Raw genomic sequence first — 13656 nt, 5'->3', positions numbered from 1 at the left:
AAAAATTGACTTAGGACGGCGGTGTCTGGGTTTTCACCTCTCAGAGATTGAACCCACCCCTCCCCTTTTGCCCGATCGCTAGAACCTGACCATGCTTCCAGTAGGTTCCCTCTATGGTCACGCCTCTTGCGCCGCCACCTTCATGCGCGGTTTTGCGTTGATGGCAAGGCTTGCACAACAGCTGCAAATTGCTCAATTCATTAGTACCGCCTTGAGACTTCGGCTTAATGTGATCGACATGCGTACCTATCGTCACAACACCTGCCGGCAAGCACATCTGGCACAATCCTTTATCTCGCTTAATCACTAACGGCCTCACCTGCTTGCGCCACTTGTAACCATAACCACGCTCAGTGGTGGTGCCGTTCTGCTGCTGCCATCGCTCCCAACCATTAACCGCATTAGGGCATTTCCCAGCATGAGCCGCTTTGCAGCGGGCACAGTAACGCTTAGCTTTAACTGGCATTAGGGTTCAACCTGCTGCCGCTCCTGCAGCTTCAAACGCTTATGGTTGTAATACCAATTAACCGCCAAACCAACCGCAGCTATCAGCACACCGGCAAGTCCAAGCCAGTTGTTTGCAAGCCATCCAGCAAAAGTTCCAGCACCAATGGCAGTCATATAACCAGCCTTATCCGCTATTTCTCTCAGAGCATCCTGAAGTGTCATGACTGTTTCCAGGCAATGGCTGCCTTCTCAACGCTGCGCCCCACGACATAACCACCGAGGCCGATTTTTACGATTTCCAGAAGGGCGAGGGTCTGGCTCTCGCTGAGGTTTGGTGCTGTCCACCCCAACCAATGAAACACGATCAGCCCCACGAACGTGAGCATTGTTACCGGCCGCCAGTTTCTTTGTAGCCACGATTCCCCCCCTGCTTCAGCAGTGATTACCTGGGTAGCCGCTTTCAACTCCTCCAGGTCCATTGAGATTAACTTTGCATCTACCTGTGCCTTTAGGCGATTGGCCTCTGTCTTATCTGGGAAAGCCTTGTCTATGACCTTGCCGAGCAGATTCGAGATAGCGGAAATCATTAGTAGCTCCACACGGTAGGGCGCGCACGCTCGCCAGGAACTGAATCAAGGTCATCCAAATGGATAAACCGCTTTTTGATCGGCCCTTTTTGTTTCACCCCTACCCCAGTGAAACCTTCTTCCAGAGCAATCTTCATAAGCCTATGCGCCCCGCTAACCGCCACGGAAACATCAACAGCCTGCCCGGTGGTATGGGTCATGGTCGCATTTAATCTGACGTTATGAGCTGGGCAACGGTAACCGGAATTAATAATCATCGGCTTGCCATATCGCTCTCTGACTCGGATTAACCTTCTGAGCGTTTCATCTTTGAAATGATTTTTGCCACAACAACGACAGGCCAGTTCCGACTCAGTGAAATAGTCGCTCTGTAACATAGGGCCTCAATATTTAAGCAAAAAAAAGGCGCCCAAAAGAGCGCCGCCAAGAGCAGAGGATGGAGCAATGAAAAATAGGGATTCAGAAACGAAAAAACCGGCTCAAGGCCGGTTTAGAAAGATATTCTGTTCGCCGCATCAATAACCTGAGCAGCTTTGCACATATTAGTGTGCGCACGTGCGCACTGTCAACAGCCTGGCACTGTATTAAAATCCAGTTATGCAGCATCCCGCGCCAAATAAAATGCCTCAACTGTCCCCTCAATCACTCGACACATATTAATCACCCAGGTTTTACCCTGACCAACCTTCTTACACACATGAGGCATCTCCCATCGATAGTAATACCTCAACCAGAAAACCATTCCCTCCAACTCTGCCTTCCCCCTGTCCTGCCGGCGAGTAATCGTGTTCAGATAAGCGAGCACCACAGCATCCGTTCTAGCCGCCCTTTCCCAATCAACCCCCGTTGGAATTTCCGTGCATCCGCTCATCATCTCCCTGCCAAATGCCGCCATACGCGGCCAAGATACAGAATCCCCCGCCCTCTCAGGATAAGCTCTGGCCCACTCCCACAAGAGATCACGAATACCTACTTCCGACATTAGCAAAATCCCCTTAAATCACACTGGAAAATCAAACCAACCGAACCAATCACGCAGCTTCCTGCAAACTATCGAAATACTCCTGAAAAACCTTTCTCGCCACATGCAGGTTATCCCGGTGGAAAGTACCCAGATAATCCTCATGCACTTGCCGGATTTTAATTTGAGTGACCACCGTATTCGCAAACACCAGATCCACCTGGCGCGGATTATTCGTGCGGAATGCCGCTAACGGCCTGCTGGCTGCAGTTGTTAAAATTCGCTCTTTAGCCTCGGTGAGGGTCACAACGGTCATAGCTATCGCTCCTTGATGTTTCGTATTTACCAGCTGGTATCTGTCAGAATCTCACTGATTGGCCGGTCTCGTGTTCGCTGCTGGGGCCGACCGACAGCGCCTGAGTTCCGATTCTCATTGCCCGCCCCCTGTTGGTGATTCACAGGAGGCATGAATCCTTCCTGCCAGTGTTCTCCAGCACCAAAGAACCTCTTGGCTTGCATAACAAATTCGGTACCGATTTTTCCGGCTTGCTCACAGTAACTGCGATAGCGTTCCAGCCCTGATTGAAATTCTTCCGGTGGGTGAGATTTGCGTTGCTTGCGATACACCTTCAGGGCCTCCCCCTTTGGATTACCGCCAGCCCGTTTTGGGTAGGATTTCCACAGTTGCTCAAACTCGGATTCAATCGGATCAATTTGCGAAACTTCCGGATGTTGCCCAATAGTCTTATTCTCTACTGTATTACTCAGTAATGTATTCCTCTCTTTTAGGAAACCTAAATACCCCTCTTTAGGATTCCTAACGGGGTTGTTTAGGTTTTCTAAATACCCCCCTTTAGGTTTTCTAAATAGGTCAGACTGGTTTTTAGAGTAAGCTTCAGACAGGAAAATATTCCGTGAAATAACCCGTTTCCCTTCGCGTTTATGGCGGAGAGTGATATAGCCCTTCTCCTCTAACGAGGACAGGATTTGCGAAACTCTCGATGTAGAAACCCCAAAGAACTCGGCAAACGCCTTGTTAGACTTGTAACAGCCCCTCGCCCGGTCAGCGGATAAACTCTTGATCTCTACCAACATCACTTTTTCTTGCATCGTTAAGGATTTATCCAGCCATAAACTGGCCGAAATCCAAACCCCCTCAAAAGCCCTTTCTTCAGACACAACTAACCCTCCAGCAAATCCACCTGAATTGGCAAAAATCAATGATTAGATATTGAATGCCGGTCTTTCCCGGCTGTCAGCGGTCTTTCCCGCCGTCATCAAAGCGGGCCGGGTTGGCGTCCCTCACCGGCCCTTCCTGTGGTTATTTGAGATAACCCTGTACAAATCCCCATATACCGCAACTAATTAATCCCAACCCTCATTCACCGCAGAATGGCAGGACAATAAAATGGGGATTTGAAAATGATCGTTATTCTGGTTTCACCCACAAACCCGCACGGGCTTAACTTGCCTCCCGAATTTCTGGAATTCCTTGCTGATCAGCAGCCTCAAAAAGCTCAGCCAATTCCGGGCAAAGATCCACAGCCCGAACCAGGCCACCTGCCTCCCGCTCCGCGCGCAGAGCCAGTGTGGCTGAAGCACCTTGCTTTCCACGCTTTAAGTTGCTGATAGTAGACTGACTGACCTTTAGGGCTTTGGCAGCTGCTTGCTGCCCGCCAAAGTGCTCGATCAGCTTTTTGACGGCCATTTCGACCCGGTTTAGCTTGTTCATGACTAGAGAGTATTAGCTTATCGATATTAGGTCAACCGAAAGACGAATTATGCTGGATACAGCGCAACTAATAACATACGTGCCCAAGTAACCACCAATGGAACACCCATGTGACCGACCTAAAGGACCGACTGAAAGAGGCCCGAAAAGCTGCCGGCAAGACACAAAAGCAGGTCTCAGAGGACGTGGGCATTACACAGTCCTCATACTCAAACCTGGAAAGTGGACGGTCCTACGGCTCCCGGTTTCTTACTCAGGTTGCCCTATACTTAAATGTCAATCCTATTTGGCTGGCCACTGGCAAAGGCGCAATGCGCCCCCCCTTGATAGAAGAGATTCGCCGCAAGAACTTAGATCCGCTGCTTGATAAATATGGAGTGGAAGGGCTAAAGGAAAAGCTTCCCGAACTGGAAAGCTACATTCACTTCATCTTCAATGAAAAGCGCTCCATCAGTAGCCGAGCCGCCAGAAAGATCGAAACCGGGCTGGAGCTTCCCCTAGGCTCACTGGACTACGACGCAGCAGCACAAGAAGCAGGCACCTTTGGCAGCAATGTAAGCCCAGGCCCACGCATACAAGGCCGCGTACCGCTAATTAGCTGGGTACAAGCGGGGGAATTTTGCGAGACCATTGACATTTTCGAGCCTGGCGATGCAGAAGACTGGATGCCCTGCCCGGTTAAACACTCAGACCGTACTTATGCATTACGCATACAGGGCGATAGCATGACCAGCCCCTACCCTGGTCAAAAGTCCTACCCACCAGGCACCATCATTTTTGTAGACCCAGATAAACCCCTGGTAAATGGCTGCCGCGTGATCGCCAAGCTTAATGGCGAGGCAACCTTCAAAACCTACGCGGAAGATATGGGCCATATCTACCTACACCCCATCAATCCAACCTATTCACCTATGGACATCACCGGCAAAGAAGTAACATTCTGCGGCGTTATCATTGGCTCTTTCAGCCCCGAATAGCACCCACAAAAAAGCCCGCAACTGCGGGCTCTCCTGAAGCACTCAAAACAACCTAGAAAAGTATCTTCTCTGCAATTTCAGCCTCAATCACACCACGAGAAACACAAGTTAACGTAATATCCTGCGTGGCTGCTCCCGGCTTATACTCACCCTGAATATTTGAGCGAATAATCACCTCCTGATCATTCACCACAACATTAAAGGCCACCTCGGTCTTAGTCCGATTATCCTTGAGGTAATCAATCCCCATAGTCTTACCGCAACTAGCCTGCTCAGGTGTCAGCCTCCAATTCTTGAGCGATGTGGAGATATAGCCAGACTTCAAATCTGAAGACTGAATCTGAAACCCCTCCAACAGCAAAGCCTGCTCGGCCTGCTCAAGGATGTCTTGCTTACTAGACAAATGTACCGTCGAGAACGGCTTGTTACTTATATCTGGCGCCTCATAAGTCATCGCACAGCCCCCAAGGCCTACCGCCAGCAAAACCACCCCAAACCCTAGTGTTTTCATTGTTGTCCTCCATGGATAAATGCGCCCCAAGAATATCAAGGTGCAACCCATGCGCAAAACACCTCAAAATTCAATCCTATTGCGAATATTCTGTTGACTTTAAATATTAGAAAGCTAATATCTAAAAGAAACCAAGGACAGGGCACTCAAATGGACACCGCCAAGCACCTCAGACCACTGGCCCCACGCCAGGCCGAAGCGCTCACACATCGCGCCCGAGGGCTATCCAATCGCGAGACCGCCCAGGCTATGCGGTGCTCCGTCACCAACGTCACCAACCTGCTGGCCGAATGCTTCTACAAGCTGCACGCCCGCAACAGCACAGACGCAGTGGCCAAAGCGGTAAAGCACGGATTAATTCAATTCGCACTGCTCGCCTGCGTACTCAGCGGCATCGGTGCCGATGCACAAGACCAATTGCGCACCCGCATCCAACGCCGCCCCACAGTTCGAACTATTCGCATCCGCAATAACCGGGAGGGAATCGCATGACCGCCACCGTGTTTGTACATCCAACCGCTATGAGCAAAAACAATATCGACCGGCTTAAGCGCCGCATCGATATCGCCAGTGCCGACCGCAAAGCGCACATTCGCTTAGTACAGCCAAAACCCTCCTTTGCACGGCCATCGCATAACAACGACTGGCCCCCATTTGGAGGGGATGCCGCATGAACACTTTCAGCCCAACCCAGAGCGTGGAAACCCTGCTCAGGGTCGCCGGCAGACACTCAGGTGCCAGCGAAATTGCCGCACAGGTTTTACTTTCCGCCTGGAATAGCAGTGATTTTTCAGTCCCCGTTGCAAATCTTTCGTTACTGGATGGCGACAACTTCCAGCACGCACTCAACGTAATCAACCTGCGCTACCACGGCAGAGCACCGCAAAACGTCATTGCGGATGGTGAGAAAAAGTTTCACGCCCTCTACCGCGAATGGAACCACCTGGAAATTCAAAGGAAGGAAGCCGCATGAGCACAAAAGAATTTACACCATCGGATTACAGCGCCCCCGCCTTTCTGGAAAACGGCGCCCAGCACATGCGCGACCGTGCAGAGCAACGCGATAGCGAACAGGGCGAGCGCTCCATGGCCAAAACCGTAAAGGCATTTAATGCCCTGTACGGAACCGACCTCACCGAGGAACACGGCTGGATGTTTATGGTGCTACTCAAACAATCCCGCGCAAGCTGCGGCGTATTTGTGGCGGACGATTATGAAGACGGCGCAGCCTATTTTGGCCTAGCCGGCGAAGCCGCCGCAAAAGCCAGGGCTACCTAATGAATGAGCTCAGCCGAATCTTAGAGTTGTACGAAGAACTACTGACCAAGGTAAAGCTGCACAAGATTGAAATGGAGAGAATGCGCGAACAAATCGCAGCCCTCACTAAAACCACCCAAAGCCAAGCCCCACAACAAGAAGACCAGGAGGTAGTGTGAGAAAAGAAAAAACCTTCACCATCACCCAGGCCGCCAGAACCGTGAAACTGGGTAGAAATACCCTGCTGAAATTAATGCGGGTAAACGGCTTGCTGCATAACCACGAACCCATGCGCAACACACCTACAAAACAAGCAGTTTCGCAGCAACTGCTAATTGCCGAAGCAGATGAATATTACCGTGGCCCGGTAAAAGTGCAGTACATCACCACCAAAGTAACTGCCAAAGGCATGGTCTGGATTCGCGACCTTGTTGAAGACAAACCCATACCCAAAGCCAGCTAAAAATTTAACCGCGCCCAGGCGCATCAGTCAGCTGTAACCGTTAGGGCTGCCGGTACGGAGCCCATTTTAAAAATGGGAGAAACCAATGAAACGATACGCTCTATTTAGCGGCGCCTACAACCTAATGATGGGTGGCGTAATAGATTTTAAGCAGTCATACCACACAGAAAAAGAAGCCTTTGAAGTGGCAACACAAATTGCCAAAAACGATATTTTCACCAGCTGGGTACAGATATTCGACAAGAAAACAGACACCGCAAAGATTTACAGCGTGGTGGATGGAAAGTTGAAAGAACGGAAAGATAAGACTTGCCCTACTGGGTTATTTGAAACCGGTCAGCCCCAGGCCTGCTGAACACTAAATACCGATCTAAGCCCGCCCAGTGCGGGCTAAGTGGGTAGAGGAGATTGAGGAATAGAGAATGGCCAAACGTAAACCCCGCAAACCCATGAGCAAGCAGGCCCAACACGCCCGAAAGGTAAACCACTGGCTGCCCGGCTTACTCCTTTCTGCTCGTAGCAGTACTGGTCTGGATACAGAGGGCGACCCCATTCTAAAAATCAGTCATCGACGCCAACGCGGTGCTGTGGGTGATATCGCCCGCGCCAAGCTCCAGCACGAAATCCTCAACTGGCAACACCACTGGCTGGTAACGGTATTTGTCGAATGCGAGAGCTCAGAAGGTGAGTTCTACAGCGACTCAACGGAGTTCGAGGCGCGCGGAGTCCGCCTAAACGATTTGGCCGAGCTGGTGCGCCCAGAGCTGGACACCATCCAAAGCAAGGCCAACCCCAACCACTACAAGGACCACGGCTGGCAAGCAGAGATTCTGCCAAATCGTAAGCAGGAAAAAGGGAGAGCCGCATGAACATGGAAAAAAAATCAAAAATAAATAGCGCATCCATGTTTTTGAGTAAGGCTATGGAATTGGAAAATCATTACCCGCTTTTACATGCAGGAATTTCCAGAACCAGAACGACAGGCTGGATAGCATGGCTATTTGAAACCCCAAGATCAGGAAGGTGCATTGCTCAAGGAGAGGGCTTTACTGCTGATGAAGCATGTCTTAATGCCTTAGACAATCTAGAAATCAACGCAGAACTTCTGGAGCTGGCCAAGTGAAGCTCTGGCAATCCCTCACCGGCATCGCTGCCCTAATCTTCTGCGGCACCAGCCTAGCGTTCACCGTGCAGCTGTGGATATCCATGCCCGCAGGTCTGGGCGGACAGCTGGTGGCCGGTGCCACTGCGGTGGCCCTGGAGCTGTGTAAATTTAGCTTCGCCCCGCTGGGCCTCTGGTTGTGCAGCCAAGGGCAAAAGAGCGGCTACGCCCTGCTCTGCCTCTGGCCACTGCTGGTAGTGATCAGCATTGTTGCAACGGTTGGATTCCTCGCCACCCACAGCGAGGAGCAGCAGCAGCGCAGCACCCGCAACAGCCATGAATACCAAGCGTTGCAACAGCAGCTCAACAGCCTGCAACAGCAGATCAACACCCTAAACGGCCTGATCAACACCGACGCCAACAACGGCTACCGCCAGCGCGCCCTTCATACCGCAGCGCAGTTATCCACACTGGAGACTGAGCGCACCCAGCTGATAGGAAAGTTATCCACCACCGGCCAAACCGCCAACACACACAGCGCCTTTAATAGCCTCGCCAACACCCTAAACGCAGACCCCGCGCGGCTTCAGCATATCGGCTTCCTCGCGCTCGCCATCATCACAGACATAGTGGGACTAGTCGCATTGCTCGCGTTTAACGCCGCTGCAACAGTTGCTAAACGGTCTGCAACGCTGTTGCAACAGGCCGAAACAGCAGAACAACAGCCAGCCTACATCGCACACCTCAGCGATAAACAACAGGAACTCGCCCAACGTATCCGCGCCGGTGAATTTGGTAATGAGCCAGTGTTGCGCAACATTAGCAACGGCATCACCGGCGGATACAGAACCGTTAAACCCGTTTTCGACGCCCTGCAGCAAGCAGGCGCACTCACACGCAACGGCCAGGGGTTTGCCCTGGTGCAAAGTTAAAAGGAAAGGAGCCCTCTCAAAATGAGCGAACTAGAAAAAATTGTCGATACCATCACCGAAGCACTTCGCGGAGCAAATGCCCGGCTCTGGACCAGCGAAGATATCGCAAGCTATTTAAGCTGTAGTGAGTCCACCGTGTTCAGGCTGTCTGCTAAACCCCAATTCCCCGAGCCAGTCCAAATCGGCGGGGTGAGTGGGCGCAGGTGGGTATCTGAGGAGGTCCGCGAATGGGCCAAGAAACAGAGACCCTCAAGGAGATCTGGACCTGGCAGACCACGGGCGGTAGCTTAACGACCGTGGTTCTTCATTGCGCCTAGAACTCGGTTCAATCTAGGCGCGATGCAATCTCTGTAGCCGTAGCGTTGTAATAAACCATTAAAGAGCGTGGGTCTCGATGCCCAACCATACGCGCCAAATCCAACACATCGAGTTTTCTGGCTAACCGCGTCAACGCTTCATGTCTAGAATCGTGAAAGCGTAAATCCTCAATTTCAGCATCTATGCGAGCGCGACGAAAAAGAACACTTGCCACATCCCGCCCAACTTCCAAGAAACTTCCCGAGCTATCCGCCACCATACTAAACAGTTCCACCGCTCGCCGGGATAGTGGCACATGCCTTTTATCCCCGTTTTTTGAGGTCTGCACAGTGACAAATCGCCCCGGCAAATCCAGATCAGCGCGGGTTAATGCCAGTATCTCTCCAAGCCTTAATGCCGTCTCTAAAGCCACTAAAAACGCCCAAGCAACTTCCTGGCCCCGGCTTTGGGGCGCAGCTTCTCGCCAATCCAGGGCTCTAAGGATTCGATCCTTTTCATTATCGCTAATGCGGCGATCCCGTGGTCGTGGGTCTTTGGGTCGCTCAAGCCCTTGGATTGGGTGGTGATCTAGTAGATGCCACTCGCGCAACGCATAACGACACACGGCGCCCAGTAAGTTGATTTCGCGATTTACGGACCCCGGAGAAACAGAGGTAAGGCGCCGGTCTCGGAATTCAGCAAAATGCTGTGTCTTGAGTTCTGATAATGGCACTAGGGATATGGGATCTGCCAGAAGCTTATTGAGCCTGATCGCCTCCCATCTAGCCCCAGCCCTGCCTGGTGATACTGTCTCAGCGAAACGCTGCATTAGGTCGCCAAAAGTTCCAGCCTGTGGCTTCCCGTAGGTTCCCTGTCGTATCTGAAATTCGGTATCCTGCGCCCATTCCTGAGCCTGTCTTTTAGTGTCAAAGGTGCCACTAACAGAATGGCCTCTTAGCCTTATTTGAGCGCGCCATGCTTTACCGCGTTTAGCTAACGTCGCCATGCTCCCTTACTCCCTGGTGCAAATCTGGTGCAGTATTTTGCTACCAGCTGCAAACCGCTGACAACCACAAAGGGAAAATAAATCTTAAATATTCAATAAAATCAATAATTTGGAGCTGACTGGCGCCCATAGGCCCTACCGGGAAAAGTGGCCCTAAGTCCTCTCCTGGGCACCAATTCCAAAAAGGCTGACTCGAAAGAGTCGGCCTTTTTTCGTTGTGGGTTACCGAATTCCCATCTCAAAAGCCCCATCCTATTTGCTGGATAAAGGCCCACAAAAAAACCGGCCCAAAAATAGAGCCGGTTATATTAATGCGCTGCGTCAGCCCCAGTTTCAGTTAGATGCCAGCACCTCCTGCTCGCGGAAGTCAGCGGTGACATCCTGATTCTCCTCCAGCCTGGCATCAAATTCCGAATCTTCACCGTCCTCCGCCCCGGAGAGTGCCGCTGCCGGCAACAGCTCCCCAGATCTGAGGCGCATTTCCGGGGAGTTCAGCGCATCGACCCCGCTGCTGTAGGGCTTCACCGCACTGAAGATGGCCGGATCAACCTGAGTGAAATCCTCAACACCATTTTGAATTGCGGAACGCAGCCCCTGCGACGCCTGCGCACCGGCAATAGATTGCAGTTCATCCCCCTTACTGGTGAAGTTCGGCACCTGGCCAATAAATTCTGGCTCATAGTAAGAGGCAGAAACAATTTCCACATTAGTAGTCACATCCATACGCAGCGGTGTAAGTTCACTACCGATAATGCGCCAGAACTGAGTATCGGTGCCCAGAGTGACATTGCCCGCAGTAATATGCGTATCACCGTAGGTCTCGGCGGTGAGATCACCAAACCCAGCACTGGTCAGCTGGACATTACCGCGGCCAGCATTGATTTCATCAATTAGTAAATCATCTTTTGCCAGAACGGTAATATCGATATCGGGCCCAGAAGTGGAAATAGCCAAGGCATCGACATCAGACTCAATATTTACATCACCGCTGACAACCAAGTCAGCATGCTTGGCCTTGAGGCTACCGCCTATTGTGCCTTTGGCACTGCTCAGCACATTGATATCCCCGGTGCCATCGTAACCGAGGCGCATACCACTATTAGTGAATTTCAGGCCCGCTCCGTTTTCATTGAAACTGCCGGAATTGACTCCGCCGTTTTCAAAATTAAAAGTAAGATCAGTTTCCAGAGTGAGACTGTCAGAGGTGTTATCCAGCAGCTCAAAACCGGAGAAATCAAAATTGCCTACCTGGTTACCAGAAGAGTTTACTCGCCAGGTATCTCCGCCCAGATTGTACTGGAAGGAGTCGCGCCCAGCACCACCAGAGAGCGCTACTGCATCAGTGCTGTCCACATCCACTTGTACGTAGTCATCTCCCTCTCCGAGAGAGAGGCTACCAATGGAAGTGCCGGATAGAATGACTTTATCATCACCGGCGCCGGTATCTATAGAGGTCAGCTCACCGCCACCCAGATTAAAGGTATCCCTTTCACTGCCCGCTTCGATCAATTCAATTCCGCTAAATACCAGCGTTTCGCCGCCGCCTTTTACCGTATGTTGTGAATCGTTAATATCCCAAGCAGCGTCAATATTGGCGCCCTCGATTGTGTCGTTACCACTACCACCACTGAGGCTCTTCAGGTCCGCAAATCTCACCCCGGCAACCGTCATGCTATTGACGCTATCGAACACGTAGGTACTGCCGATATCCTGGCCGATATAGCTGCCCACCCCTTGAACCAACTCCAAACTGTCGAACAAAACAGTCAGGCCGTTTACCGTCGCTTGAGCAGTGCCATTCTCTAGAGAATTGCCATTACGAGTAGAGGTCCAGCTCGCGCCGCTACCAGCGGCGTTAACCGTATCCTCACCATCACCAGTATCCACACTTTCGAGCCCGGTAAAGAGAATACCGGCTGCGGTGATGTCTCCATTCGAGGCCAGGGTAAAAGTATCATTGCCATCAGAGCCAGTTAGCTTGTCTGTACCACCTTGAGCGCTGACTTTCTTAATCCCAGTAAACGCTATTCCGGCTGTAGAAATACCAGACTCGGTTAAGGTTAAGGCATCATTCCCCTCCGTACCGTACAACTGCGCATTGTTGGCTTCTGCGATATCGATGCCGCTAAATTGGACACCATTAACCTCCAGCGCATTTGCCCCGCTCAACTGCCAGGTGGCGGCATCACTCTGAACCTTATCGCTTTCACTGCTGCCGCTACCCGCAGAAACACTGGCAACAGAAGAGAACGCTATGCCGCGAACCTTGAGAGACTGCCCGGATGCTGCCAATTCAAAAGTATCGGCCTGATTATTAGTAGCCGCATCCACCGCCACATCATCCGCAGTAACCTTCTCGATTCCCTCAAAGATCACTCCGGCAACAGCGAGACTGCCGCTGTCTGCTCCCAGAACCCAGTCTTCACCGCTGATATCATTTCCGCCGGCAACCGTGTCTGAGCCTCCAGCTGCATCAATTGAATTGAGTCCGGTGAAGCTCATAGCATCCACTTGAATCAAGGTGCTGTTATTGCTCTTAGACAGGGTAAACGTATCGACAAATTCCCCTCCGTCCAAGCTGCCCGCGCCACCACTGAAGGACTCCACTCCTGTGATAAGTACGCCGTTATGCACCACTTGGTTGGCAGTGGCGGTCAGGCTCCAACCGTGGTTGGCACCGCCACTAACGCTGTCGGCACTGCCGCCGGCGGCAATATTGGTGAGGTTGGCGAACACCATACTGTCGACGGTGACTTGATCGGCGTCGGCGTTGAACGCGTAATTGTCATCCTCGCTGCTGCTCAGACGACCGTTACCAGCGCTCAGGGATTCCGCGCCGGTAATGGTGACCCCGTTGTGTACCACCTGATTGGTTTGATCGGTCAGGGCCCAGCCGTGATTGATGCCGCCGCTGACACTGTCGGCACTGCCGTCGGCGGTAATGCTGGTGAGGTTGGCGAACACCATGCTGTCGACGGTAACTGCGGTGGCGTCGGCGTTGAACGCGTAATTGTCATCCTCGCTGCTGCTCAGGCGGCCGTTACCAGCGCTCAAAGATTCCGCGCCGGTAATGGTGACCCCGTTGTGCACCACCTGATTGGCCGTGGCGGTCAGGCTCCAGCCGTGGTTGGCACCGCCGCTGACACTGTCGGCGCTGCCGCTGGCGGCAATATTAGTGAGGTTGGCGAACACCATGCTGTCGACGGTGACTTGATCGGCGTCGGCGTTGAACGCGTAACGGTCATCCTCGCTGCTGCTCAGGCGGCCGTTACCAGCGCTCAAAGATTCCGCGCCGGTAATGGTGACACCGTTGTGCACCACCTGATTGGCCGTGGCGGTCAGGCTCCAGCCGTGGTTGGCACCGCCGCTGACACTGTCGGCGCT

At 52.2% G+C, this 13656-nt stretch carries 23 protein-coding genes; 12 read left to right on the top strand and 11 right to left on the bottom strand.

Going from position 1 to position 13656, the window contains the following annotated elements:
* Positions 1-40: 40 nt before the first annotated feature.
* The 8 genes from Q1A69_RS05045 to Q1A69_RS05010 form a co-directional block, all read right to left on the bottom strand.
* Positions 41-466, bottom strand: coding sequence for an HNH endonuclease (locus Q1A69_RS05045; RefSeq protein ID WP_299582056.1), 426 nt, complete (start codon positions 464-466; stop codon positions 41-43).
* On the bottom strand, positions 466-669 hold the full coding sequence (locus tag Q1A69_RS05040; RefSeq protein ID WP_299582054.1) for a holin: 204 nt from the start codon (positions 667-669) through the stop codon (positions 466-468). The genes Q1A69_RS05045 and Q1A69_RS05040 overlap by 1 nt, the downstream gene beginning before the upstream one ends.
* Positions 666-1034, bottom strand: coding sequence for a 3TM-type holin (locus Q1A69_RS05035; protein ID WP_299582051.1), 369 nt, complete (start codon positions 1032-1034; stop codon positions 666-668). The genes Q1A69_RS05040 and Q1A69_RS05035 overlap by 4 nt, the downstream gene beginning before the upstream one ends.
* Positions 1034-1411 carry a D-Ala-D-Ala carboxypeptidase family metallohydrolase gene (locus Q1A69_RS05030; protein WP_299582048.1) on the bottom strand — a complete coding sequence of 126 codons (378 nt, stop codon included), beginning with the start codon at positions 1409-1411 and terminating at the stop codon, positions 1034-1036. The genes Q1A69_RS05035 and Q1A69_RS05030 overlap by 1 nt, the downstream gene beginning before the upstream one ends.
* Before the next feature lie 218 nt (positions 1412-1629).
* Entirely contained in the window at positions 1630-2016 is a 387-nt protein-coding gene (locus tag Q1A69_RS05025; protein ID WP_299582045.1) for a hypothetical protein, read from the bottom strand.
* 49 nt (positions 2017-2065) lie between these two features.
* Positions 2066-2311 (bottom strand): hypothetical protein, encoded by a 246-nt coding sequence (locus tag Q1A69_RS05020; RefSeq protein WP_299582042.1) that lies wholly within the window; start codon positions 2309-2311, stop codon positions 2066-2068.
* A 26-nt stretch (positions 2312-2337) separates the two neighbouring features.
* A complete protein-coding gene (locus Q1A69_RS05015; RefSeq protein ID WP_299582040.1) occupies positions 2338-3216 on the bottom strand; it encodes a helix-turn-helix domain-containing protein in 879 nt (292 codons plus the stop codon).
* Between the two features lie 241 nt (positions 3217-3457).
* The gene (locus Q1A69_RS05010; protein ID WP_299582037.1) at positions 3458-3727 is read right to left on the bottom strand and encodes a YdaS family helix-turn-helix protein; all 270 of its coding nucleotides are present in this window, start codon (positions 3725-3727) and stop codon (positions 3458-3460) included.
* Between the two features lie 110 nt (positions 3728-3837).
* Here Q1A69_RS05010 and Q1A69_RS05005 point away from each other — a divergent pair, with 110 nt between their 5' ends.
* Positions 3838-4704 carry a S24 family peptidase gene (locus Q1A69_RS05005; protein ID WP_299582034.1) on the top strand — a complete coding sequence of 289 codons (867 nt, stop codon included), beginning with the start codon at positions 3838-3840 and terminating at the stop codon, positions 4702-4704.
* A gap of 52 nt (positions 4705-4756) precedes the next feature.
* On the opposite strand, the gene Q1A69_RS05000 is transcribed toward Q1A69_RS05005, so the two are convergent.
* Complete coding sequence (locus Q1A69_RS05000; RefSeq protein WP_299582031.1) at positions 4757-5215, bottom strand: hypothetical protein; 459 nt, start codon at positions 5213-5215, stop codon at positions 4757-4759.
* A 150-nt stretch (positions 5216-5365) separates the two neighbouring features.
* Between Q1A69_RS05000 and Q1A69_RS04995 the strand changes: the two genes are divergently transcribed.
* The 11 genes from Q1A69_RS04995 to Q1A69_RS20340 all read left to right on the top strand — a co-directional run bounded on the left by Q1A69_RS04995 (position 5366) and on the right by Q1A69_RS20340 (position 9260).
* Complete coding sequence (locus Q1A69_RS04995; protein WP_299582028.1) at positions 5366-5707, top strand: LuxR C-terminal-related transcriptional regulator; 342 nt, start codon at positions 5366-5368, stop codon at positions 5705-5707.
* Positions 5704-5889: a hypothetical protein gene (locus Q1A69_RS04990; protein WP_299582025.1), complete on the top strand. Its 186-nt coding sequence runs from the start codon at positions 5704-5706 to the stop codon at positions 5887-5889. The genes Q1A69_RS04995 and Q1A69_RS04990 overlap by 4 nt, the downstream gene beginning before the upstream one ends.
* The gene (locus tag Q1A69_RS04985) at positions 5886-6188 is read left to right on the top strand and encodes a hypothetical protein (protein WP_299582022.1); all 303 of its coding nucleotides are present in this window, start codon (positions 5886-5888) and stop codon (positions 6186-6188) included. Before Q1A69_RS04990 ends, Q1A69_RS04985 begins: the two co-directional genes overlap by 4 nt.
* A complete protein-coding gene (locus Q1A69_RS04980) occupies positions 6185-6493 on the top strand; it encodes a DUF6378 domain-containing protein (protein ID WP_299582018.1) in 309 nt (102 codons plus the stop codon). The genes Q1A69_RS04985 and Q1A69_RS04980 overlap by 4 nt, the downstream gene beginning before the upstream one ends.
* The gene (locus Q1A69_RS04975; protein WP_299582015.1) at positions 6493-6651 is read left to right on the top strand and encodes a hypothetical protein; all 159 of its coding nucleotides are present in this window, start codon (positions 6493-6495) and stop codon (positions 6649-6651) included. The genes Q1A69_RS04980 and Q1A69_RS04975 overlap by 1 nt, the downstream gene beginning before the upstream one ends.
* Complete coding sequence (locus Q1A69_RS04970; protein ID WP_299582012.1) at positions 6648-6935, top strand: phage antirepressor KilAC domain-containing protein; 288 nt, start codon at positions 6648-6650, stop codon at positions 6933-6935. Before Q1A69_RS04975 ends, Q1A69_RS04970 begins: the two co-directional genes overlap by 4 nt.
* Positions 6936-7020: 85 nt before the next feature.
* On the top strand, positions 7021-7290 hold the full coding sequence (locus Q1A69_RS04965) for a hypothetical protein (protein WP_299582009.1): 270 nt from the start codon (positions 7021-7023) through the stop codon (positions 7288-7290).
* 67 nt (positions 7291-7357) lie between these two features.
* On the top strand, positions 7358-7804 hold the full coding sequence (locus Q1A69_RS04960) for a hypothetical protein (protein ID WP_299582006.1): 447 nt from the start codon (positions 7358-7360) through the stop codon (positions 7802-7804).
* Positions 7801-8058, top strand: coding sequence for a hypothetical protein (locus tag Q1A69_RS04955; RefSeq protein ID WP_299582004.1), 258 nt, complete (start codon positions 7801-7803; stop codon positions 8056-8058). The genes Q1A69_RS04960 and Q1A69_RS04955 overlap by 4 nt, the downstream gene beginning before the upstream one ends.
* Positions 8055-8969 carry a hypothetical protein gene (locus tag Q1A69_RS04950; protein ID WP_299582002.1) on the top strand — a complete coding sequence of 305 codons (915 nt, stop codon included), beginning with the start codon at positions 8055-8057 and terminating at the stop codon, positions 8967-8969. The genes Q1A69_RS04955 and Q1A69_RS04950 overlap by 4 nt, the downstream gene beginning before the upstream one ends.
* 21 nt (positions 8970-8990) lie before the next feature.
* Positions 8991-9260 (top strand): AlpA family phage regulatory protein, encoded by a 270-nt coding sequence (locus Q1A69_RS20340; RefSeq protein ID WP_366525551.1) that lies wholly within the window; start codon positions 8991-8993, stop codon positions 9258-9260.
* 34 nt (positions 9261-9294) lie between these two features.
* On the opposite strand, the gene Q1A69_RS04945 is transcribed toward Q1A69_RS20340, so the two are convergent.
* Together Q1A69_RS04945 and Q1A69_RS04940 are read right to left on the bottom strand one after the other, a co-directional pair.
* Positions 9295-10272 carry a site-specific integrase gene (locus Q1A69_RS04945; RefSeq protein WP_299582000.1) on the bottom strand — a complete coding sequence of 326 codons (978 nt, stop codon included), beginning with the start codon at positions 10270-10272 and terminating at the stop codon, positions 9295-9297.
* 333 nt (positions 10273-10605) lie between these two features.
* Positions 10606-13656 (bottom strand): hypothetical protein (locus Q1A69_RS04940; RefSeq protein ID WP_299581997.1); only part of this gene is annotated, 3051 nt, incomplete at its 5' end.

Origin of the sequence: uncultured Microbulbifer sp. (assembly GCF_947498635.1) — a bacterium.
Classification (GTDB): Bacteria; Pseudomonadota; Gammaproteobacteria; order Pseudomonadales; family Cellvibrionaceae; genus Microbulbifer; species Microbulbifer echini.
The sequence above is the reverse complement of the archived record's forward strand: the minus strand, read 5'-3'. Positions and strand labels throughout refer to the sequence as shown.

Coding starts and splice junctions, on each gene's coding strand:
- Q1A69_RS20340 (WP_366525551.1), top strand. CDS start 8,991: ATGAGCGAACTAGAAAAAATTGTCGATACCATCACCGAAGCACTTCGC.
- Q1A69_RS05035 (WP_299582051.1), bottom strand. CDS start 1,034: ATGATTTCCGCTATCTCGAATCTGCTCGGCAAGGTCATAGACAAGGCT.
- Q1A69_RS04955 (WP_299582004.1), top strand. CDS start 7,801: ATGAACATGGAAAAAAAATCAAAAATAAATAGCGCATCCATGTTTTTG.
- Q1A69_RS05000 (WP_299582031.1), bottom strand. CDS start 5,215: ATGAAAACACTAGGGTTTGGGGTGGTTTTGCTGGCGGTAGGCCTTGGG.
- Q1A69_RS04960 (WP_299582006.1), top strand. CDS start 7,358: ATGGCCAAACGTAAACCCCGCAAACCCATGAGCAAGCAGGCCCAACAC.
- Q1A69_RS04945 (WP_299582000.1), bottom strand. CDS start 10,272: ATGGCGACGTTAGCTAAACGCGGTAAAGCATGGCGCGCTCAAATAAGG.
- Q1A69_RS05010 (WP_299582037.1), bottom strand. CDS start 3,727: ATGAACAAGCTAAACCGGGTCGAAATGGCCGTCAAAAAGCTGATCGAG.
- Q1A69_RS04995 (WP_299582028.1), top strand. CDS start 5,366: ATGGACACCGCCAAGCACCTCAGACCACTGGCCCCACGCCAGGCCGAA.
- Q1A69_RS04965 (WP_299582009.1), top strand. CDS start 7,021: ATGAAACGATACGCTCTATTTAGCGGCGCCTACAACCTAATGATGGGT.
- Q1A69_RS04985 (WP_299582022.1), top strand. CDS start 5,886: ATGAACACTTTCAGCCCAACCCAGAGCGTGGAAACCCTGCTCAGGGTC.
- Q1A69_RS05030 (WP_299582048.1), bottom strand. CDS start 1,411: ATGTTACAGAGCGACTATTTCACTGAGTCGGAACTGGCCTGTCGTTGT.
- Q1A69_RS05045 (WP_299582056.1), bottom strand. CDS start 466: ATGCCAGTTAAAGCTAAGCGTTACTGTGCCCGCTGCAAAGCGGCTCAT.
- Q1A69_RS05040 (WP_299582054.1), bottom strand. CDS start 669: ATGACACTTCAGGATGCTCTGAGAGAAATAGCGGATAAGGCTGGTTAT.
- Q1A69_RS04980 (WP_299582018.1), top strand. CDS start 6,185: ATGAGCACAAAAGAATTTACACCATCGGATTACAGCGCCCCCGCCTTT.
- Q1A69_RS04975 (WP_299582015.1), top strand. CDS start 6,493: ATGAATGAGCTCAGCCGAATCTTAGAGTTGTACGAAGAACTACTGACC.
- Q1A69_RS05025 (WP_299582045.1), bottom strand. CDS start 2,016: ATGTCGGAAGTAGGTATTCGTGATCTCTTGTGGGAGTGGGCCAGAGCT.
- Q1A69_RS04990 (WP_299582025.1), top strand. CDS start 5,704: ATGACCGCCACCGTGTTTGTACATCCAACCGCTATGAGCAAAAACAAT.
- Q1A69_RS05020 (WP_299582042.1), bottom strand. CDS start 2,311: ATGACCGTTGTGACCCTCACCGAGGCTAAAGAGCGAATTTTAACAACT.